The following is a 20,453-nucleotide window of genomic DNA, read 5'->3' as shown; positions in this document are numbered from 1 at the left end:
GCTCGGCCGCATCTGGGATCCACGCTTCTCAGCGTTGCATCAGCCGAACCGAACCAGCCGCACAGACATTGCGGCGCCATCGAGGACAGGCCAATCGGCACTTGCATCGTCTTTGGCCGCGAGCTGCCGCGCCGGCTCGGGCAGCCCGGCAGCCCTTGCAGGGTTCCCGCTCGCATTGGAATCCACTGGGGGTCGGGCCAGCATCCGCGCAGGCGAGTCCACCGCTCGGTGCGTTCAGCCGCCTGCCGCAACACGCACCGACCACTTGAAACGGAGTGCCGCCGATGACCGCCATCGCCACCGTGTCCGCCGACCCGCCTGGGCGTCGCCGTTGCAGCCGGTCGGCTCGCAATCGCCGCCACGGCCGCACCAGGCCGAACCCGAGTCCGGCCGACGCGACCGCCACCACCCGCCCCCCGAGCCGGCGCACCGCCCACCGAACCGACACCACGCGCACCCGAGCTCCGGAAGGAGGCACCGCATGACCGCCATCGCCACTTCCCTGGTCACCCACCGACCGAAGGCCGCCGCGACGATCATTGCGCTGCTCGTCGCGGCCCTCGCGGCCCTGCTCGCCGGGTTGCGCCACGACGGCGGCCTCGGCCCGATCGCAGCCGCCACCGCCGGAGCGGTCGCAGCGATCTACACCGCGGCCGCAGTGACCGCATGGCATCTCGCCTTGCGCCGCAAGCGCCACCGCGAAGCGCGCCGCGCCGCCGCCGACACCGTCGCCTACCTGGCGGCCGACCTCGCCGCCGGCACCGACCCGATCCGCGCCATCGCCGCCGCCGAACCCGAATGGCCCACCGAAGCCGCCTCCACCGCGCGCCGCCTCAGAGCCGCCCTCCGCATCGCCGCCGAACTCGGCGCGCCCGCCGCGGAACTCTGCCGCCGACTCGCCGTGCACCTGCACGACGACGACCACGCCGCCGCCCGCGCCGGAGCGCAGACCGCCTCGATCCGGGCCACCGCCGCGCTCCTCATCGCCCTGCCCGTCGCCGGAGTCGCACTCGGCGAAGTGGCGCTCGGCGTCGAAGCCGTCGCGTTCCTCTTCGGCAGCCCCGCCGGGATCGGCGCGGCCGCGACCGCAATGGGCCTCCAAGCCGCCGGCCTCGCCTGGACCGGCGCGCTCATCAACACCGTCAACCCGAGGAGCTCCTGATGCTGCGCACACTCATCGGCCCCCTCGCGGGCATCGCCACCGCGATCGCCATCGGCGGCATGACCGGCGTCGTCGCGGGCTCCGGCGCCTGGTGGCTCGCCGCCCGCCTCCTCCGTGCCGACCCGGACCGCGCCGAGCGGACCACCGCCGACAAGCTCGCCCCGTCCTGGCCCTGGACCCTCGACCTCCTCGCGGCCTGCATGCGCGCCGGGGCCCCGTTCCCGCAGGCGGCCTTCGCCGTCGCCGAAGCCGACGACCCCGAGATCGGCGACCGCCTGAACCGCTTCGCTGGAGCGATCCACCTGGGGGCCACCGCCGCCGAAGCACTCCCCGAGCTCGGCCGACTGCCCGGCGCCGAACGCCTCGCGCGCCAACTCGACCGGTCCGGCGACTCCGGCGCCGCCATCGCCGCAGGCCTCGAGCAACTGGCCGCCTCGGTCCGATCAGAACTCCGCACCCGAACCGAAGAACGCGCCGGACGCGCCGCAGTGGCCCTCGTCGGGCCCCTGTGCCTGTGCTTCCTGCCCGCATTCGTGATCGCCGGCATCGGCCCAGTGGTGCTCGGCATCGTCACCGAGACCCTGGCCCCCGGCCTCTGACCGCAACGCTCCCGGGCAGCACCGCCCGGCAGCCGCACCACCCCGGGCGCCAACGCCCGGCAACCAAAGAGAGGAAACCGCGATGCACGCGAACACCCACACCACCATGGCCCTCCCGACCCGCCGAGACCGCCGCGCACCAGCACGACCCGATGCCCGTCAGGCCTCCTGCCGCCCCGAAAGCCGCAGGCCCACCGCGTGCGAACCCGGAGGCACCCACCCGCGACTCGCGTGCGGCCGACGCTGCGACGTGCGCCGCCCCGAAAACAGCGCAACCGGGCAACCAAGTCAGCGACAACACCGAGAACCCAAAGCCGCCCAGCCGAAAGCGATCACCCGAACGGCCGCAACCACGCCAACGCGCATCGCCCCTGCGGCCACTGTCAGTCCAGCGAACACCGCACCTACGGCGCCCACCGACACCGCACCTGCGGCGACCACCGTCCGCGAAACGAACACCGCTCCTGCCCCTGCCATCGCCGACTCGACCAACGCAGCCAAGCCTTGGTCGCCAGGCTCCAACCGAAGCCGAGCCCCGATCACCGCAGGCCCGTCGCACCTCACCGACGAACGCCCTCCGACCGTGAAGCGCCGCCCGAGCCCGCACCCGAGGCCCGACGACGAATGGAGCGCAGGCCGAATGCGGCGCACGGCAAAACCGAGCTGGGGCGGAAAATTCGCCTCCAGGCTGCGCGGCGAGAGCGGCATGAGCACCGCCGAATACGCCGTCGGCACCCTTGCCGCCGTGGCCTTCGCCGGAGTCCTGCTGAAAGTGCTCACCTCGGGCCCGGTCCAAAGCGCCCTGTCGGACCTCATCGAACGGGCCCTGTCGTGAAAACGAAACGAGGAGGCAGGCGCAGAGGCGGCTCTGAAAGCGGGTTCGTGACCGCCGAACTGGCGGCGGCCCTGCCCGCCGTGGTCGCAGTGCTGGCACTCGGACTCTGGGCGGTCTCGGCCGTCGGAATGAAGGTCCGGGCGATCGACGCGGCCAACAGCGCGGCGATAGCAGCGGCCAGAGGCGAAGACGCCCAAGCGGTCGCGGCACCGTATCTGCCCGAGGGCGCCGCAGTCACGGTGTCGAGCGACGACGCCGTGGCGAGGGCCGTAGTGACGGCACCGGTCCGCCCGCTGGGCCCGCTGACTCCGCCGATGGAGATCACCGCCGAAGCCGCCGCCCCGATGGAACCCGGCCTCGAATGAGCAAGAGCCGAAGCGAAATCGCCCCAGCCCGGGCCCGATCCGGGAATGCCCTGGCCGCCGGGAAGGAACGCGGATCGGCGACGGTCCTGGCGGCCGGGGTGACAGCGGCGATCCTGGTCTCGGCAATGGCCTTCACCGCAGTCGGTCAGGCCGGCGCCGCCCGACACCGGGCCCAAGGCGCGGCCGACGCCGCCGCGCTGGCCGGTGCCGCGAGGGTGCTCTTCGGTGAGGGCGAGGCATGCGCGGCGGCGCAGGCGATGGTCGAGCGGTCCGAGGCGGAGTTCCAGGGATGCGAGGTGAGCGGATTGGAGGTGACCGTCCACGTGAACGAGACCCGAAGGGCATACCGGCGGCCTTCGGCCCGGCCCGAGCGGTGTCCCGAGCAGGGCCGGTCGCCGTCGAATAGCGGCACCGCTGCAAGCGACGGATCGGCACCGCAACGGTCCCGACTCGACTCGATCGCAGTAGCAACCGGTCCCGGCGGCCCAGGCCAGGCCGCCGGGACCGAGAACACCGAGAACACCGAACGACTACTGGCGTGCAGGAAGGCGGCGGGTGGGCAAGGGGGCGGGGTGGGTGGGGGGGAGGGGGAGGGGCCCCGAAACGGAACGTGGAGCCAGGCCCCGATGGCGCGGCGTGAACCCCCGCCGCCGGAATCGTCTCCAAAGCGAATGGGCCGGAACTCTCCTCGCCGGCGTGTGCCCGCGGCGGATCGGCGACGCGGTCGCCTCCGGTTCAGCGCGGAGCGAGCGCTTCGGATCGCCCGCCGAGCAAGCGATCCGGGGCGCCCGCAACGCGGACGCACCTGGCGCTGTAGCGGCGGCGGCCCCGCCGCTAAAGCGTTTGCTGCGTGCCTGGTGAGGCGTGTTGGTCACACTCCGGTGTGTCCTGGGCCCGCGGGTGGTGGGATGGGGCTTCGGGCTGTCTAAACTCGCGCCATGGAGAAACACCGTTCTTCAATCGCCGCGGCGCCCGCGACCCGGTCGCCCGGCCGCCGCACGTACCTCATGTGCCGCCCCGCCTACTACGCCGTCGAGTACGCCATCAACCCTTGGATGGACACGACCGCCCCCGTCGACGCCACGCTCGCCTGCGCCCAGTGGGAAGCCCTCGTCGACGCCTACACCCTCCTCGGCCACGAGGTCGTCACCATCGAGCCCGAGCCGGGCCTCCCCGACATGGTCTACTCCGCCAACGGGGCCTTCGTCGTCGACGGGATCGCGTACGGCGCGAGCTTCCGCTACCCCGAGCGCCGCCCCGAGGCCGACGCCCACGAGAAGTGGTACCGCACCTCCGGCTGGACCTTCGCCGAGCCCGAGTTCATCAACGAGGGCGAAGGCGACTTCACCTACCTGCCCGGCCGCGAGCTCATCCTCGCCGGCTGGGGCTTCCGCACCGACGCCCGCGCCCACGCCGAGGCCGCCGACGTGTTCGGCCGCCCCGTCGTCTCGCTGCGCCTGGTCGACCCCCGCTACTACCACCTCGACACCGCGCTTGCGCCCCTCGACGACGAGCGCATCGCCTACTACCCCGAGGCCTTCGCCCCCGGCAGCCGCCTGCTGCTGGAGCGGCTCTTCCCCGACGCGGTGATCGCCGATGCCGAGGACGCCGCCGGGTTCGGCCTGAACTTCGTCTCGGACGGCCGCAGCGTCGTGATCAATGCCGAGGCCACCGGTTTCGCCAAGAAGCTGCGCGACGCCGGGTACGAGACCGTCCCGGTCGACCTCTCCGAGCTGAAGAAGGGCGGCGGCTCGGTCAAGTGCTGCACCGCCGAACTGCGGCAGTGACGACCAGGCCGTAGCGCCGAGAACCGACCGAGGGGCCGGTGTGCCAGCAAGCGCTGGTGCACCGGCCCCTCGTTCTTCGGGGGGATCAGGTCGAGAATGCGAGTGGTGTCCTGCCGGCGCCTGCGAGTCGCCCGCACCGCCCGCATCCGGGTCTCAGCGGGGGTTCACGCGGCGGCCATGGTGGTCTCCATGCCAGTCGGCTGGAAGCCCGCCGGTTGGGTCGGCGCGGGGCGGGGGCGGTTCGTGTTGATCGCGGTGTCGCGCACGGGGAGCACGGGGTGGTCGTCGGTCGCGGCCACGGGCGGGAGGAACGTGCGCTCTGGCGCCCGGTGGCGGTGAGCCGGTTCGGCGGCCGTGAGGCGGGGGTGCGGGGCGGGGAACGGGCTCGTCGGGTGGACGGCGCCGGCCGGCATCACCTCGGCCATCGCGGTCCGCGCCAGTGCCGTCCTGACGAGCGAGACGGTGTCCTCGGTGGGGTCCAGCGCGCCCCTGTCGTCGGCCAGGTCGAGGTCGGCGAAGACCGAGGAGCTCGCCAGGCGGTCGGCCGCGGGCCGGGAGTCGGCCATGGGCCGGCGGAAGGCGCGTGCGAGCAGGGCGTCGATGCGCCAGACCCGCTTGGCGTGGGTCGCGGGGAGCCAGAAGTGCCAGCGGTGCGGTTCGGTGGCGCCGGGTCCTTCGAGGACGGTGAAGTTGAGTTCGACGCCGGGTCCGGCCGGGTCGGCCGACCAGCGGAGGTTCTCGATGGCGGCGACGGGTGCGTCGAGGCAGAGGCGGACGCGGCCGAGGAGCCGCGACTGGCGGGTGACGACCATGCGCTCGCCGGTGAGCATCAGGACGTGGTCGCCGCTGCCGAGTCCGTCGGAGCCGACGCAGCGGCTGAGGAGGGAAACCTGGTCGCCGGCGCCGATGTTTCGGCGCAGGAGGGGGACGTGCCGGGTCAGGGCCGTCGAGGTCAGGCCCGCCTCGGCCGAACAGGCGAGCATCGTGCGGGAGAAAAGGTCCATTTGCTTGTACCCCACAGAAATCCGTGTGCGTTCGTCACTGCGACGCGCTCTCGGAAGGAGTAACGGCAATCCGCATATGCAAGTTACGGCTACGAGGTGGCCTTCCACACAACTCACTCCTTCGGGCGAGTGGGGTTCGGTGAGTCGGCTTCATGTCTGGACGCCGGGCGCGGGTCGGATTCGGCATCCGATGCCAGGTCGGGGGCGGGTTCCGGGGCTTCGGAGGCGCGCTACGAGGCGGGTTCGAGCTCGAGTTCGATTTTGATGGAGGACTCGTCGAGTTCGAGGTCCAGGTCGAGTGCGGGCAGCTCGTAGGCGGCACGTTCGCGGTCGCGGTCGCCGCTGTTCCAGTCGTGGCCGTGGTCGCGGTCGTCATCCCGGTCGTCGCCCCAGTGGCCGTCCCGGTGCGGATCGGGATCGGATTCCTCACGGCCGCAGTCCTCTTCGTCCCCGCCGACCGGCACGAGCTGCGGCGGCGCGCTCTCCTCAGGGGCGGGCTCGCCGCGGGGCTCCTCAGGGGGCAGGGCCGCTCCGACCTCGGCGTCCTCGAGTCGCTCGGCCCGGGGCTCGGCCGCGCTGATGCCGATCTGCGGTTCGGGGCCGGGGCCGGCGGGGTCGACGGGCCCCCCGTCGCCGCCCGCGACGCCGATGGGGTCGGGGGTCTCGTCGGCCTCGATGACCACGGTCTGCGGTTCGTAGTCGAGCGGCACGGTGCCGTCGCCGCCGCCGTAGAGGTCCCTCGCGAAGGTCCACCCGATGAGCGAGAAGGACGCCACGGTTCCGGCGCTCACGCCGACCATGGCGAACCAGATGCCCACCGGCCAGCGTCCCCCCTGGTCGCTGCCTCTGCCGCGCACCGCGCGCTCCTTCCCGCCACCCCCGTGCGACGAAACGGCCGTTCAGGACCGATGATGTCGATGGCTCGACTGATCACTACTCTGCGTCAGTCTTCCGCCTCGAATAGTAATGGGGCGGCGGCTATGGCGCGCACCACCCAAGACTTTGGGATGCTTGGATACACCGGAATACGAATATGAGGAGGCATACATGGGCGACACACAGCGTCCTGCCAAGAAGACGGCCAAGAGCCGTCCGAAACCCGCCTCAACGAACGAACCAGCGTTCGTGCAACTGCTGACTCCGGAGGGTCAGCGCGTCAAGCATCCCGACTACGAGCTCGACCTCACCGATGACGAGTACCGCGGCCTCTACCGCGACCTCGTCATCACCCGCGAACTCGACGCCCAGGGCACCGCCCTGCAGCGCCAGGGACAGCTCGGCCTCTGGCCGAGCCTCCTCGGCCAGGAGGCCGCCCAGGTCGGCTCCGGCCGGGCCCTCGCCCCCCAGGACACGGTCTTCCCGGCCTACCGGGAGCTCGGCGTCCAGTGGGCGCGCGGCGTCGACCTCATCTCGTCGTTCGCGCTCTTCCGCGGGACCGACCTCGGCGGACGCGACGTCGCCGCCGACCGCTTCAACATGTACGCGATCGTGATCGCCTCCCAGACCCTCCACGCCGCCGGCTACGCCATGGGCATCGCCATGGACGGCGCGGTCGGCAACGAGGACGGCGAGGCCGTCGTGGTCTACCACGGCGACGGCGCCACCAGCGAAGGCGACTTCAACGAGGCGCTCATCTGGGCCGGGGTGTTCAACTCCCCGCTGGTGCTGTTCTGCCAGAACAACCAGTACGCGATCTCCGAGACGAACGCCCGCCAGTTCCGGCTCCCCCCGTACCGCCGCGCCGAGGGCTTCGGCGTCCCCGGGATCCTCGTGGACGGCAACGACGTCCTCGCGACCTACGCGGTCACGAAGGCCGCCGCCGACCGCGCCCGCCGCGGCGAGGGGCCGAGCCTCGTGGAGGCCTACACCTACCGGATGCAGCCCCACACCACGTCCGACGACGCCACCCGCTACCGCGACGCGGCCGAACTGGACTTCTGGCGCGCGAAGGACCCGATCGTCCGCTACCGCAAGTGGCTGGACGCCGAGGGCCTCGCCGACGAGGCCTACTTCGCCTCCATCGACACCGAGGCGGGCGAACTCGTCCGCGAGCTGCGCGCCCGCGTCATGGCGCTGACCGACCCGGAGGTCGCCGAGATGTTCGACAACGTGTACGCCGAGACGCCGCAGGAGATCACGGCCCAGCGCGCGGAGGCCCTCGAGTTCCAGGCCTCTCTCGATGACGACCACGAGGGGAGCGACGCCCGATGACGACCATGACCATGGTGAAGGCGCTCAACGAGGGCCTGCGCCGCGTGCTCGAGGTCCAGCCGAAGTCGCTCGTCATGGGCGAGGACGTGGGCCGCCTCGGCGGCGTCTTCCGCGTCACCGACGGCCTGCAGAAGGACTTCGGGTCCGAGCGCATCATCGACACCCCGCTCGCCGAGTCCGGCATCATCGGCACCGCGATCGGCCTCGCTATGCGCGGCTACCGCCCGATCTGTGAGATCCAGTTCGACGGCTTCGTCTACCCCGCGTTCGACCAGCTCGTCTCCCAGCTCGCCAAGATCCCGAACCGCTCCGGCGGGCGCGTGCGCCTGCCCGTGGTCGTGCGCATCCCCTACGGCGGCGGCATCGGCGCGATCGAGCACCACTCGGAATCCCCCGAGGCCTACTTCGCGCACACCGCCGGCCTCAAGGTCGTCACCTGCGCGAACCCGAACGACGCCTACTGGATGATCCAGCAGGCCGCCGCCGGCGACGACCCGGTGATTTTCTTCGAGCCCAAGCGCCGCTACCAGGCCAAGGGCGAAGTCGACACCGAGACGTCCGAACTGGACCTCTACCGCGCCCGCACCCTCCGCGAAGGCCGCACCGCGACCCTGATCGCCTACGGCCCCACCGTGGACGTGGCCGCGAACGCCGCCGCCGCGGCCGCCGAAGAGGGCCTGGACCTCGAGGTCATCGACCTGCGCGCGCTCTCCCCGATCGACTGGGACCCGCTGTTCGCCTCCGTCCGCAAGACCGGCCGCGCCGTCGTCGTGCACGAGGCCCCCGGCAACATCGGCGTCGGCGCCGAGGTCGCCGCCCGAGTATCCGAGGAGTGCTTCTACTCCCTGGAGTCCCCCGTCCTGCGGGTGACCGGCTATGACGTCCCTTATCCGGCGAGCCGCCTCGAAGACGACTACCTTCCGAACCTGGACCGGGTGCTCGACGCAGTCGACCGGTCGCTCGAGTACTGAGGAGCGGGACATGGGTCAGAGGATCACGTTCAACCTGCCCGACCTCGGTGAGGGACTCACCGAGGGCGAGGTCGCCGCATGGCTCGTGGAGCCGGGCGGCGAAGTCAAGCTCAACCAGCCGTTCGTGGAGGTCGAGACCGCCAAGGCCCTCGTCGAGGTGCCCAGCCCCTACGACGGGGTGCTCGCCGAGCACCACGCCGCGGCGGGCGAGACCGTCGACGTCGGCAAGCCGCTCGCGAGCTTCGAGGTCGAAGGCGCCGTCACGCCCCCGCCCGAGAAGAAGAAGGACGAGCGCACGCCCAACCTCGTGGGGTACGGCGCGCGCGAAGCCGGCTCGAAGCGGCGCAAGCGCCGCACCGGCGACGCACCCGAGGCGCCCGCAGCCGCGGCACCCGCCCCGGTCGCAACGCCGGCCCCGGCCGCACCCGCTCCTGTCGCCGCGGCGGCCCCCGCCGCCACGTCCGGACCGGTGCTCGCCAAGCCCCCGGTGCGCAAGCTCGCCAAAGACCTCGGCATCGACCTCGCCACCCTCGTCCCCACGGGACCGAACGGCACGGTCTCCAGGGCCGACGTCCAAGCGGCCGTAAGCGCCCCCGCCGCGGCCGCACCCGCGAAGATCACCGCGGCGGCCGAGGACCAGCGCATCCCCATCAAGGGCGTCCGCAAGCTCACAGCGCAGAACATGGTCGCCTCCGCGTTCACCGCGCCGCACGCCACGGTGTTTCTCACCTGCGACGTCACCGGCATGATGGACACCGTCAAGGAGTTCAAGGGCCGCAAGGAGTTCGCCGACGTCAAGGTCACACCGCTCCTGTTCGTGGCCAAGGCGGTCCTCCTGGCCGCCCGCCGCCACCCGATGATCAACGCCCAGTGGGACGAAGCGGCCCAGGAGATCGTCGTCAAACACGACGTCAACCTCGGCATCGCCGCCGCCACCCCGCGCGGCCTGGTCGTCCCGAACGTCAAGGCCGCCCAGGACCTGAGCCTGGTCGAACTCGCCGAGGCCCTCACCGCGCTGGCGCGCACCGCCCGCGAGGGGAAGACCTCGCCCGCCGACATGTCCGGCGGGACCATCTCGATCACCAACGTCGGCGTCTTCGGCATCGACACGGGCACCCCGATCCTACCTCCGGGGGAGTCGGCGATCCTCGTTTTCGGCGCCGTACGGCCGCAGCCGTGGGTGCACGAGGGCGAGATCGCCGTCCGCCAGGTGACCACGCTCGGACTGTCCTTCGACCACCGGCTCATCGACGGGGAACTCGGCTCGCAGTTCCTCGCCGACGTCGGCTCGTTCCTGCAGCACCCTGGGGAAACACTGCTCGCCTGGACGTGATCAAGGGCACCGATGAATCGTTGGCAGATCCCGGCGTTCGGTGTTGTAATTGAGGCACGGAAACAACGAGGAAACATTACTTCGAAGCTTCCGCTCGCTTCAGGCAACTGGGGCCCACGAACTTCATCTCCTCCATTGGTGCGGCGGACAGCGCCGAGTTCCCCGCACCATTGAGACCCTCTCCAGGGGGTTCTCACACCGGCCGGGTGCCGCGTTTGCCATGAGGGGTGGGCAAACCGCTGGCACCCGGCCTTTTCCGTACCCTCCTTTCCCGGGCTCCCGCGGCCGTCCTTTCGCGAGGGCCGCATCCTCCCTGTCGACGCGCGCCCGCTCACTAACCCTGTCGAGTGACTGCGAGCGCCGCTGCGGTACCGTGTGACGCGTCTGGCGTGCCCCCAAGACGCCAGGCCGGAAGCAGCATTGAGGAGCAGCCGTGACCTCCGAGCAAGGCAACCCGCCTGAAAAGGGCGAGGGCAGCGAAGACCAGAACGCCGCCGGGCCGGTCCCCGAGACCGACGCCGCCGCGACCCCCGAGCCGGTGACCCCCGGCGACACCGCGGGCGCCGCACCCGAGAGCCCCGCTGCCGACGAGAGCGCGGCCGAGACCGCGCCCCAGGCCGAGGAGACCGCTCCCGCCGAGACTCCGGCCCCCGCCGCAGAGCCTCCCGCAGCAGAGTCCCCGGCCGCCGAAGCCACTCCGGAACCCGAAGCGCCGCAAGCCGCTCCCGAAGCCCCGGCCGCGCCGGAGGCCCCCGCGGCCCCCTCGATCGATGAAGGCGCCACCCAGGCCGCCCCGACGTCCGCGCTTGCGGACGCCGAGGTCCCGGCCGCCCCCGCCGCCGACGTACCGGCCCCCGCGCCGGAACCCGAGACGCCGCAGGCGGGCCCGTCGCTCGACGACGGCGCCACCCAGTCCGTCCCGGGGTCGATCAGCATCGACATCCCGGCCGCCCCCGCCGCGGACAACCCGCCGCCGCAGGTCGCCCCCTCCGCCCCGGAACCGCCTGCCGCGCAGGCGGCCCCGTCGGCACCCCAGTTCGATGACGACGGCACGCAGATCCTGCGCCTCGGCCCGTCGCAGCCGTCCACTCCCTCGTCGCCGCCCCCTCCGGCCGCGGACCCGTACGAGGAGCGCACGCAGGTGCTGCCGCCCCAGGGCAACTCGGGCTTCAACGCCCCCGCGCCGTACGGCGAGCAGGCCCCGCAGTCGCAGTCGCCCGCTTCGGCATGGCCTTCGCCGCCGCCGAACCCGCTGACCGACCCGAACGCCGCCCAGGCCCCCGCGCCGGCTCCGAACCCGTACCAGCAGCAACAGCAGCAGCCCGGCGCGGTGCCGCCTCCTCCGCCGCCGGCCAACCCGTACGCGCAGCCGCAGTCGGCCTACCAGCCCCCGCCGCCTCCGGCCGCGCCCCAGCCGACGCAGTCTGACGACACGCAGAAGCTCATCATCGGCGCGCACAACCCGTACAGCGAGCCGCCGCCCGCGATGGGCGGGGGCTACGACCCCAACCAGCAGTCGCAGCCGGGTGGCCAGTACTCCCAGCCGGGCATGCCGCCGGGCTCGGTCCCGCCGGGCTACGGCCAGCCGACCCAGGCCGAGCCGGCCAAGAAGAAGCGCTGGCTGGTCCCGGTCCTGGCGATCGTCGGCGTGCTGGTCCTGGCCGGTGCCGCCGTGGCCGTGTGGTTCCTGGTGCTCGCTCCGCCGAAGTTCGAGGAGGGCGGCTGCGTCCGCCACACGAGCGGCGACCAGGCCGAGGCCATCGAGTGCGCCGACGCCGCGGACGGCGAGGACTACGAGATCGTGCAGAAGGTCGGCGACGGCCAGGAATGCGCCGACGCGGGCCGCGAGACCCTCACCGTCGGCGAGGACGTCTACTGCCTGTCCCTCATCGGCGCCCCCGCCGAAGGCGAGGGCGGCGGCGAGCCGACCGAGGAAGCCTCCTAGAACAAAGCACCCGATAGACCGTTAAATCATGATAAATCCGGTCTAAGGGACCCCTGGATCAAAAATATCCCGGGGGTACGACACGAATTGCGGGCCGACGGGGTAACCCCGTCGGCCCGAGTCGTAATGTGAGGCCGGTTCAAATCTGGGCGTCGCGCCAGTCCCGCGAATCCCGATCGAGCTACGCTCGCCCGATGGATCAGGGCACCGCTTCCAGCGCATCGAACACCCCCGCACCGAAGCCGGGCGCCGCGCTCACGAAAGCCCAATCCCGCGTCCGCGCCGCGCCGCTCGTCGGCCGCGGCTGGCTCAACACCGGCGGCAGGAACCTCGACCTCGAAAGCCTCAAAGGCAAGGTTGTGGTGCTCGACTTTTGGACCTTCTGCTGCATCAACTGCCTGCACGTCCTCGACGAGCTCCGTCCGCTCGAGGAGAAGTACGGCGACGCGCTCGTCATCATCGGCGTCCACTCCCCGAAGTTCGAGCACGAGCGCGACCCGCAGGCCCTCGCCGCGGCCGTCGAGCGCTACGGCGTCGAGCACCCCGTCCTCGACGACCCCGACCTCAAGACCTGGGACGCCTACGCCGCCCGCGCCTGGCCCACCCTCGTCGTCCTCGACCCCGAGGGCTACGCCGTGTCCACCATGGCCGGTGAAGGCCACGTCGAAGCGCTCGACGCGATCATCGGCGGCCTCGTGGCGACCCACACCGCACAAGGCACCCTCGACCCCGAAGGCAGCCCGTACGTGGCCGCCCCTCCGGCCGAGACCACGCTCCGCTTCCCCGGCAAGGCGATCGAGCTCCCGGGCGGCGACGTCCTCGTCACCGACTCCGCCCGCCACCGCCTCGTGCGCCTCGGGCCGGACCTCGAGACGGTCGTGGGCGTGATCGGCACCGGGGAGCGCGGCAGTGCTGACGGCGTCGAGCCGCAGTTCAACGAACCGCAGGGCCTCGCGCTCCTGCCCGACAAGGTCGCGGCCGAAGTCGGGTACGACCTCGTCGTCGCCGACACCGTGAACCACCTGCTGCGCGGCGTCCGCCTCGCCGACGGGGCGGTCACCACCGTCGCCGGGACCGGGAAGCAATGGCGGATGGACAACGGCACCACGGCCGCCCGCGAGGCCGACCTCTCCTCCCCGTGGGACCTCGCCTGGTTCGAGGACCAGCTGGTCGTCGCCATGGCGGGCATTCACCAGCTCTGGTACTTCGACCCCGCCAAGGGCACCGCGGGCGTCTACGCCGGCACCACCGTCGAGAGCCTCAAGGACGGTGCGCTCGAGCAGGTCTGGATGGCCCAGCCCTCCGGCCTCGCCGCCACCGCCGACCGGCTCTGGCTCGTCGACTCAGAGACCTCCGCGCTCCGCTACGTCGAGAACGGCGAGATGCACACCGCGGTCGGCCAGGGCCTCTTCGACTTCGGGCACGTCGACGGTCCCGCCGCCGACGCCCTCATGCAGCACCCGCTCGGCCTCGCCGTGCTCCCCGACGGGCGCGTCGCCGTCGCCGACACCTACAACGGCGCACTGCGCGCCTTCGACCCGCAGACCGAGACCGTGTCCACCCTCGCCGCGGACCTCGCCGAGCCCAGCGACGTGATCGTCCTGGACGGCAAAGTGGTCGTGGTCGAGTCGGCCGCCCACCGCCTCACCGTCCCGGACCTCGGCGAGGCCGCCGTCTCCGGGCAGCACCACCGGGTCACCCGCAAGCGCACCAAGGTCGCGCCCGGCGCGCTGCGCCTCGAAGTGCTCTTCGAGCCGGCCGCGGGCCAGAAGCTCGACTACACCTTCGGCTCCCCGATCCAGGTCACCGTCTCGGCCGACCCGCCCCAGCTCCTCGCCGAGGGCGCGGGCAAGGGCGAGGAGCTCGGACGCGGCCTCGTGCTCGCGGACGGCATCGGGCAGGGCGTCCTGCAGGTCGTCGCCCAGGCCGCGACCTGCGACGCCGAGGCCGAGCACCCGGCGTGCCACCTCACCCGCCAGGACTGGGGCGTGCCGGTGGATATCGCCGAGGACGGGGTCTCGACCCTGCGCCTGGTCCTCCGCGCCTGACCCTCAGACGGGTGTGATCTGCTGCCGCAGCACGTATTTCGCCTGCCCGTCGCGTGTCATGAATCCGTGCTTCGCTCATTGCGCATTACGTTGTTCGGACCGCACTCGATGCACGTCCTATCAGGGAGGAAACCGCTGTGACCTTGGCGCCGGTGGAAGAACGCTACTACGAGTACGAGCACTGGCTGGTGCTCAACGCCGCCGATCAGATCGTCACCGTGGGCAAGCTGCTGGAGCAGCAGGTCCGCACCCTCGAGTACCTCACCCCCGAGTACGCCGGCAGCCTCGCCGACTTCGAGCCGGACCTCACCCGCCTGAACGGCTAGGCCGACCGGCGGACACGACGCGCGCGAGGGCCGTCCCGGCGCGGCGCACTCCCGCGGGAGGCGTCGCATTCGGGGACTCAACGGGCACTGAGCAACTCCTGGTACGACGGCGCCGGGACGGCCTCCTGCGCGCCAGTACGCTGAAAGCGAAGTCGCGCCCCAGCCGCGCGGCTGCGTCGCACCTCGCTGATACCGTCGATGGGTGGAATCTTTCGAGAGGCCCTTCGGCGACGAGTCCGGCCCCGTCCAAGCCCCGATGCACCCCGCGTGGATCCGCATCATGCCGTGCAGTATCGAGTTGTTCCGCACTGTCCCCTCTGTGAACCCGTTCCCGGCGAGCTGGTGGGCGGACGCCTTCCCCGAGGACGACATCTGGAACGAACCGGTCTGGTGCGACCCGGGCGACGTGGACGACTGGATCGCCGAGGCCTCCGAGCACCACCTGGGCGCGTCCCAGGAGGTCATCGAGAAGGAGGCCCGCGAGGAGTACGACCGGGCCACCGCCGAACGCAGCGAGCGCATCGACACCTTCACCACCCACTGCCGCCGGGCCGGCCTGCCCGTGCCGCACACCGTGCGCGACCTCCTGGAGTTCCTGCTCGCCCTGGGCCTGTACCGCTCCGAGATGCGCGAAGGCAAGCTGTTCGTCGCGCCGCTGCTGTACATCAACCCGTTCGACGTGCTCGCGTTCGACAAGGTCGAGGCCATCGAGGAGGCCGCCGACCAGCGCGGGGATCTCGAGGAGCTCACTGCGATCGCGATCCGCCGGGTCGGCGGGATCGACTACGAGTTCGACGACGAGGGCCGCTTCACGCTGCCCGGCGGCGCGAAGTCGGCCACCGTGCAGGTGAGCCTGGCGGCGCTCGCCGAGGACGCGGGCGTCCCGGCCCCGGTGGTCCGCGGGATGCTCATGGAGCTCGCCGAGGACGGGGACGTGGCCGGTTCGGTCGACATCGGCCAGGTCGGGGTCGCGGAGGAGTTCACGCTCACCGCTTCGGACGACCTGCTGGGCGGCTACCCGAACGACGAGCTGCTGCCGCCCGAGCACGCCTGATCCGCCTGTTCAGGCTGTTCGGGCGCCCCGTTCGAACGGCGTCTGGACGGTTGCGACCGGGACCGCACTGCATTCACTCCCAGTTCACCTTCACGTTCACCGTTGTGCACCTCCATGGCGTTCCATGAGGGCAGGACACGTTAACGGCGGTTGACATTCGGTGATTGGAGTTCGCGTGACCGTGAACGAGACTGGTATCCGCGCCAAGGCCCCCATTGCGGGCCTGGCCCCGCAGGGCCGCACTGGCACCCCTACGCAGACCGAGACGGTCATCGACATCAAGGGTGTCGACATCCACTACGGGAAGGCGCACGCCGTCCGCGGCGTCTCGCTGCCCGTCGCGCGCAACCAGATCACCGCGATGATCGGCCCGTCGGGCTGCGGCAAGTCCACGGTGCTGCGCTCGATCAACCGCATGAACGACCTCATCCCGGGCGCGAAGGTCTCCGGGAGCATCTCCTTCCACGGCCAGGACATCTACGCCCCCGGCGTCGACCCGATCGCGGTGCGCCGCCACATCGGCATGGTGTTCCAGAAGGCCAACCCGTTCCCGAAGTCGATCTTCGACAACGTCGCGTACGGCCTGCGGATCAACGGCATGAAGGACAACCTGGCCGACCGCGTCGAGCAGGCGCTCCGCGGCGCGGCCCTGTGGGACGAGGTCAAGGACAACCTGAAGAAGAGCGCCCTGGCGCTCTCGGGCGGGCAGCAGCAGCGCCTGTGCATCGCCCGCGCGATCGCCGTGCAGCCGGAGGTCCTGCTCATGGACGAGCCGTGCTCGGCGCTCGACCCGATCGCGACCGCGCGCATCGAGGAGCTCATGAGCGAGCTCGTGCGCGACTACACGATCGTGATCGTCACGCACAACATGCAGCAGGCCGCGCGCGTCTCCGACTCGACGGCGTTCTTCTCGGCCGCGGTGGACGACGCGGGCGAGCGGTACGGCTTCCTCGTCGAGTTCGACGACACGCAGCGCCTGTTCTCGAACCCGTCCGACTCCCGCACCGAGGACTACATCACCGGCCGCTTCGGCTAGAGCGAGGACCTGCGGCGGCGCGATCGAGGGGTTCGCGCCGCCGTTCCCGTGTCAAGGGCACTGTTCGGGACGCTGTTCCGGGCACGGGGTTGCAGTGCACAGCGAAGCGGGGCGGCCGACCGGCCGCCCCGCTGCTGTTCGCTGTTCTAGACGTCGTTGCCGCAGAGGATGCCGTAGGTGCGGCCCTCGCCGTCGATCATCTCCCAGTACCAGTCGGTGCCGCAGGAGGTGCCTTCCGCTTCGGCGTCCTCGTCGCTCATGTCGGCGACGGGCTCGTCGAGCATGATCGTGTCGACGACGGTGTAGAGCGCCAGGTCGGAGGCGCAGTCGACGGACCACCAGCTGGAGGAGTCGTCGAAGCAGTCGCCGACGTCGGGCATGACCGGCAGGTGTTCGGGCTCCTCGGGGTCGGGGTTGCCGATGGCCTTGAGGCAGTAGAGCGAGTCGAGGTTGCCGGGGAGGTAGACGTAGTCGAACTTCGTCCAGGCCTCGCCGAGGACGTTGGTGCCCCAGCCGTCGCCGCACATCTCGTAGACGGGCGCGGTGTCGATGATGCCGCCCTCGTCGTCCACGGCGATGTCGGCGACGTCGTAGGACTGGGCGGTGATCTCCCAGAACGCGGTGGCGTCGGCGCAGTCGACGAGGGGGCCGAGGCCGCTGCCGTCGACCTCGGACTCGTAGGGGAGGCACTGGCCGACTTCGGAGTTCGACTCCTCGTCGGGGGTGGTCGCGTCCGCGTCGGGCGTGTTGTCGTTCTCGGTGGCGGTCTCGGAGGTGCCCTGGCCGCCTTCGGCGGAGTCGTCGCCCTTGTCCTTCTGGAAGTTCATGGTGACGAGCAGGACGGCGCCGAGCACGAGGACGGTGGCGCCGACGACGATGCCGCCGATGAGCCCGAGGTTGCGCTTCGGCGGTTCGGGCGGGAGGGCCGGTCCGCCGTACGGGGCGCCGGGGTCCTGGCCGTACGGAGGCTGCCCGCCACCGCCGCCGTAGGGCGGTTGCTGGGCGCTGGAGCCGTAGGGCGGCTGCTGCGGCTGGCTGCCGTACGGGTTCTGGCCGCCGCTGTAAGGCGACTGGTATCCGTAGCCGGGGGTCTGCGGCCGCTCCGGGGGAGGACCGTAGTTCGGAGGGACAGTCATGTCGCCACGCTATAGGGGCTTGTCAACCGTCGGACGATTCGGGGTCGGCGGCGAGTAAGGAATATCGCAGCTCAGCGGGGTCGCCTGTAGTCGAACGGCCCGGTGCGTCACCGGTGCGAGGTGACGCACCGCTCGGCGGTTTCGGGCCCGGCCGTGGCGGCCGGGGCCCGCTCACCCGAATCAGCGGCCTAAAGAGTGTCCGGAAGGACGAGGACGCGTTCGACCGTGTAGTCGTCCATCGCGGACCTGACGCCTTCGCGTCCCACGCCCGAGGCCTTGACGCCGCCGTAGGGCATCTGGTCGGCCCGGAACGAGGGCACGTCGCCGATGACGACGCCGCCCATGTCGAGGGTGCGGTGGGCGAGCATCGCCTGCGGCAGGCTCTCGGTGAAGACGCCGGCCTGGAGCCCGTAGCGGGAGTCGTTGACGGCGTTGAGGCCGGCTTCGAAGTCGTCGACGCTGGCGAGCACGAGCACGGGACCGAACACCTCTTCGCGCAGCACCTTCGCGTCGGGGCGGACGTTGGCGAGCACGGTGGGCTCGATGAGGGATCCTTCGCGCGGGGTGCCGCCGCAGAGGACCTTCGCGCCTTCGTCGACGGCCTCGTCGATCCACGCCTGGACCCGTTCGGCCGCGTCGGCGTTGATGAGCGGCCCGACCTTGCACGAGGGGTCGTTCGGGTCGCCCGAGGGCAGGGCCTTGACCTGCTCGGTGATGCGGGCGGCCATGTCGGCGTAGGCGGGGGCCTCGATGAACACGCGCTGCACGGCGATGCACGACTGCCCGGCCTGGTAGTTGCCGAACATCGCGATCCGCTCGGCGGCCCAGTCCCGGTTCGGGTAGTCGGCGCAGACGAGGACCGCGGCGTTGCCGCCGAGTTCGAGGGTGACGTGCTTGTCGGGGATGCGGCGCAGGATCTGCTTGCCGACGGGCCCGGAGCCGGTGAAGGAGACGACCGGCAGGCGCGGGTCGTCCACGAGCTGCTCGGCCCGGTGGTTGGGGACCGGGAGGACCGAGAGCATCGCGGGCGGCAGGTCCGTCTCGGAGAACAGGGCGCCGAGGTGGAGCGCGGAGAGCGGGGTGGCGGGGGCGGGTTTGACGATGATGGGGCAGCCGGCGGCGATGGCCGGGGCGACCTTGTGGGCGACGAGGTTCAGCGGGAAGTTGAACGGGGAGATGCCGAGCACGGGTCCGCGCGGGAAGCGCCGGATCAGCGCCATGCGGCCGTCGGCGGCGGGGTCGGTGTCGAGCCGCTGCACGTCGCCGACGAACCGCCGGGCCTCTTCGGCGGCCCACCGGAACGTGGAGACCGCGCGCTTGACCTCGACGCGCGCCCAGGCGATGGGCTTGCCCGATTCGGCCGTGATGAGCTCGGCGCAGGTCTCGGCCTCTTCGTCGAGGCGGCGGCGCACGTGTTCGAGGGCTTCGGCCCGCACGTGGGCGGGCAGGGACGCGCATTCGCGCGCGGCGCCGGAGGCGGCGGCCACGGCGGCTTCCACCTGCCCGGCGGTCGCCCACGAGGTGGCGCCCACTGGGGACTCGTCGTAGGGGTGGGTGACGAAGAACTCCTCCTCGCCGTGCTGCGGACGGCCTGCCACCCAGATAGGCGAAACGGGACGGAGACGTTGCGACATGCGTACAGCCTACGGGTTCGAGCGTGTGCGGCGCTGCCGTTGGGGCCCGCGAATCCGAGCGGACCGCCGCGGGCTGCGAGAACGGAAGGGCCCGAACCGGGTCGGGCACCGCGTGGACCGGGGCTCGCGCAGTGCGCGGACCCCTCGCAACCCGGGTGCGTCCATTTGCCCGCTCAAGGCATGATGAGGACATGAGTGAACAGCAACAAGGTGCGGGGTATCCGCAGCAGCCGACCTCCGGCCAGCCCCAACAGCAGGCGTACTCCCAGGCGCCTTACGCCTCGCCGCAGGCGCAGTACCAGGCCCAGCAGCAGTACGCGGCCTACGCTCCCCCGGCCCCGTCGCTGTTCGACAAGCTCGGCGTGCCGTCCATGCCCGCGATCCTCGGCCTCTCGGGCCTGGCCTCGCTGGTCCTGGCCGGGCTGATCGCCGGCACGAGCTCCGGCGGCTCGGACGAGTTCGGCGACGGCACGGTGCTCTCGGGCTTCGTGCGCGACGAGCTGAGCTCGGGCGTCCTCTCGATCCTCGTGGCCGTCATCGCCCTGTTCGCCTTGACGCTGTTCACCGGTGAGAAGCTGCGGACGCTCTGGAAGACGCTCACCGTGGCCGGTGCCTCGCTGTTCCTGGCGAAGCTCCTGTACACGATCTTGGCGCTGGGCGACGGCGACTCCGCCTCCGACCCGTCGGCCTGGATCGGCACGATCTTCCTCGTCGCCGCGTACGGCCTGTTCACCGCCGGCGCGATCATGGTCCCGGGAACGGCCGCCGCCGCGCAGCCCGCCGGCCCGGCGCCCGCCGCGCCGCAGGGCTACCCGACCGGTCAGCAGCCCGCGGTGCAGCCGCAGGCCCCGCAGGCCGCCCCGGGGACCCAGCAGAACCCGTGGCCGCAGGCCCCGCAGCAGTAACCGCCCGCAGGCAGCAGCAGCGGGGGGGGGGGGGGGGGGGGGGGGGGGCGGCGCGCCGGGGGGGGGGGGGGTGGGGGGGGGGGCGGGGGGGGGGGGGGGGGG

Annotated in this window: 19 protein-coding genes; 15 read left to right on the top strand and 4 right to left on the bottom strand. The window is 71.7% G+C overall.

Annotated features, from left to right (window positions below; translation table 11 throughout):
- Positions 1-481: 481 nt before the first annotated feature.
- The 6 genes from O2L52_RS14605 to ddaH all read left to right on the top strand — a co-directional run bounded on the left by O2L52_RS14605 (position 482) and on the right by ddaH (position 4,748).
- Positions 482-1,162 carry a type II secretion system F family protein gene (locus tag O2L52_RS14605; protein WP_270116367.1) on the top strand — a complete coding sequence of 227 codons (681 nt, stop codon included), beginning with the start codon at positions 482-484 and terminating at the stop codon, positions 1,160-1,162.
- Positions 1,162-1,761, top strand: coding sequence for a type II secretion system F family protein (locus O2L52_RS14600; RefSeq protein WP_270116366.1), 600 nt, complete (start codon positions 1,162-1,164; stop codon positions 1,759-1,761). The genes O2L52_RS14605 and O2L52_RS14600 overlap by 1 nt, the downstream gene beginning before the upstream one ends.
- Before the next feature lie 640 nt (positions 1,762-2,401).
- The gene (locus O2L52_RS25485; protein ID WP_270116364.1) at positions 2,402-2,596 is read left to right on the top strand and encodes a DUF4244 domain-containing protein; all 195 of its coding nucleotides are present in this window, start codon (positions 2,402-2,404) and stop codon (positions 2,594-2,596) included.
- A gap of 47 nt (positions 2,597-2,643) precedes the next feature.
- Positions 2,644-2,961 (top strand): TadE family type IV pilus minor pilin, encoded by a 318-nt coding sequence (locus O2L52_RS14590; protein ID WP_270116363.1) that lies wholly within the window; start codon positions 2,644-2,646, stop codon positions 2,959-2,961.
- Positions 2,958-3,890 carry an Rv3654c family TadE-like protein gene (locus tag O2L52_RS25480; RefSeq protein WP_344471506.1) on the top strand — a complete coding sequence of 311 codons (933 nt, stop codon included), beginning with the start codon at positions 2,958-2,960 and terminating at the stop codon, positions 3,888-3,890. Before O2L52_RS14590 ends, O2L52_RS25480 begins: the two co-directional genes overlap by 4 nt.
- A gap of 9 nt (positions 3,891-3,899) precedes the next feature.
- Complete coding sequence (gene ddaH, locus O2L52_RS14585; protein ID WP_270116361.1) at positions 3,900-4,748, top strand: dimethylargininase; 849 nt, start codon at positions 3,900-3,902, stop codon at positions 4,746-4,748.
- Positions 4,749-4,912: 164 nt separating this feature from the next.
- Here ddaH and O2L52_RS14580 read toward each other — a convergent pair whose 3' ends face one another.
- Complete coding sequence (locus tag O2L52_RS14580) at positions 4,913-5,752, bottom strand: hypothetical protein (RefSeq protein WP_270116359.1); 840 nt, start codon at positions 5,750-5,752, stop codon at positions 4,913-4,915.
- A gap of 230 nt (positions 5,753-5,982) precedes the next feature.
- Positions 5,983-6,609 carry a hypothetical protein gene (locus O2L52_RS14575; protein ID WP_270116358.1) on the bottom strand — a complete coding sequence of 209 codons (627 nt, stop codon included), beginning with the start codon at positions 6,607-6,609 and terminating at the stop codon, positions 5,983-5,985.
- Positions 6,610-6,799: 190 nt separating this feature from the next.
- Here O2L52_RS14575 and O2L52_RS14570 point away from each other — a divergent pair, with 190 nt between their 5' ends.
- The 8 genes from O2L52_RS14570 (at position 6,800) to pstB (ending at position 16,676) form a co-directional block, all read left to right on the top strand.
- Entirely contained in the window at positions 6,800-7,963 is a 1,164-nt protein-coding gene (locus tag O2L52_RS14570; RefSeq protein ID WP_270116357.1) for a thiamine pyrophosphate-dependent dehydrogenase E1 component subunit alpha, read from the top strand.
- Positions 7,960-8,934: an alpha-ketoacid dehydrogenase subunit beta gene (locus tag O2L52_RS14565; protein WP_270116356.1), complete on the top strand. Its 975-nt coding sequence runs from the start codon at positions 7,960-7,962 to the stop codon at positions 8,932-8,934. The genes O2L52_RS14570 and O2L52_RS14565 overlap by 4 nt, the downstream gene beginning before the upstream one ends.
- 10 nt (positions 8,935-8,944) lie before the next feature.
- Entirely contained in the window at positions 8,945-10,267 is a 1,323-nt protein-coding gene (locus O2L52_RS14560) for a dihydrolipoamide acetyltransferase family protein (RefSeq protein ID WP_270116355.1), read from the top strand.
- A 433-nt stretch (positions 10,268-10,700) separates the two neighbouring features.
- Entirely contained in the window at positions 10,701-12,212 is a 1,512-nt protein-coding gene (locus O2L52_RS14555; RefSeq protein ID WP_270116353.1) for a hypothetical protein, read from the top strand.
- A gap of 194 nt (positions 12,213-12,406) precedes the next feature.
- Positions 12,407-14,260, top strand: coding sequence for an NHL domain-containing thioredoxin family protein (locus O2L52_RS14550; RefSeq protein WP_270116351.1), 1,854 nt, complete (start codon positions 12,407-12,409; stop codon positions 14,258-14,260).
- A gap of 137 nt (positions 14,261-14,397) precedes the next feature.
- Positions 14,398-14,586, top strand: a complete 189-nt coding sequence (locus O2L52_RS14545; RefSeq protein WP_270116350.1) for a hypothetical protein — start codon at positions 14,398-14,400, stop codon at positions 14,584-14,586.
- 202 nt (positions 14,587-14,788) lie between these two features.
- A complete protein-coding gene (locus tag O2L52_RS14540) occupies positions 14,789-15,640 on the top strand; it encodes a DUF6042 family protein (RefSeq protein ID WP_270116349.1) in 852 nt (283 codons plus the stop codon).
- A gap of 175 nt (positions 15,641-15,815) precedes the next feature.
- Positions 15,816-16,676, top strand: a complete 861-nt coding sequence (gene pstB, locus O2L52_RS14535; RefSeq protein ID WP_373897005.1) for a phosphate ABC transporter ATP-binding protein PstB — start codon at positions 15,816-15,818, stop codon at positions 16,674-16,676.
- A 146-nt stretch (positions 16,677-16,822) separates the two neighbouring features.
- Here pstB and O2L52_RS14530 read toward each other — a convergent pair whose 3' ends face one another.
- Positions 16,823-17,812: a hypothetical protein gene (locus O2L52_RS14530; RefSeq protein WP_270116347.1), complete on the bottom strand. Its 990-nt coding sequence runs from the start codon at positions 17,810-17,812 to the stop codon at positions 16,823-16,825.
- Between the two features lie 188 nt (positions 17,813-18,000).
- A complete protein-coding gene (locus O2L52_RS14525) occupies positions 18,001-19,446 on the bottom strand; it encodes an aldehyde dehydrogenase family protein (RefSeq protein ID WP_344471491.1) in 1,446 nt (481 codons plus the stop codon).
- Positions 19,447-19,637: 191 nt separating this feature from the next.
- Here O2L52_RS14525 and O2L52_RS14520 point away from each other — a divergent pair, with 191 nt between their 5' ends.
- The gene (locus tag O2L52_RS14520; protein ID WP_270116345.1) at positions 19,638-20,351 is read left to right on the top strand and encodes a superantigen-like protein SSL4; all 714 of its coding nucleotides are present in this window, start codon (positions 19,638-19,640) and stop codon (positions 20,349-20,351) included.
- The last annotated feature ends 102 nt before the right edge of the window (positions 20,352-20,453 follow it).

Origin of the sequence: Glycomyces algeriensis (genome assembly GCF_027622855.1) — a bacterium.
Lineage (GTDB): Bacteria > Actinomycetota > Actinomycetes > Mycobacteriales > Micromonosporaceae > Glycomyces > Glycomyces algeriensis.
Note: the sequence above shows the minus strand (reverse complement) of the source record. Positions and strands in the feature narration are given on the sequence as shown.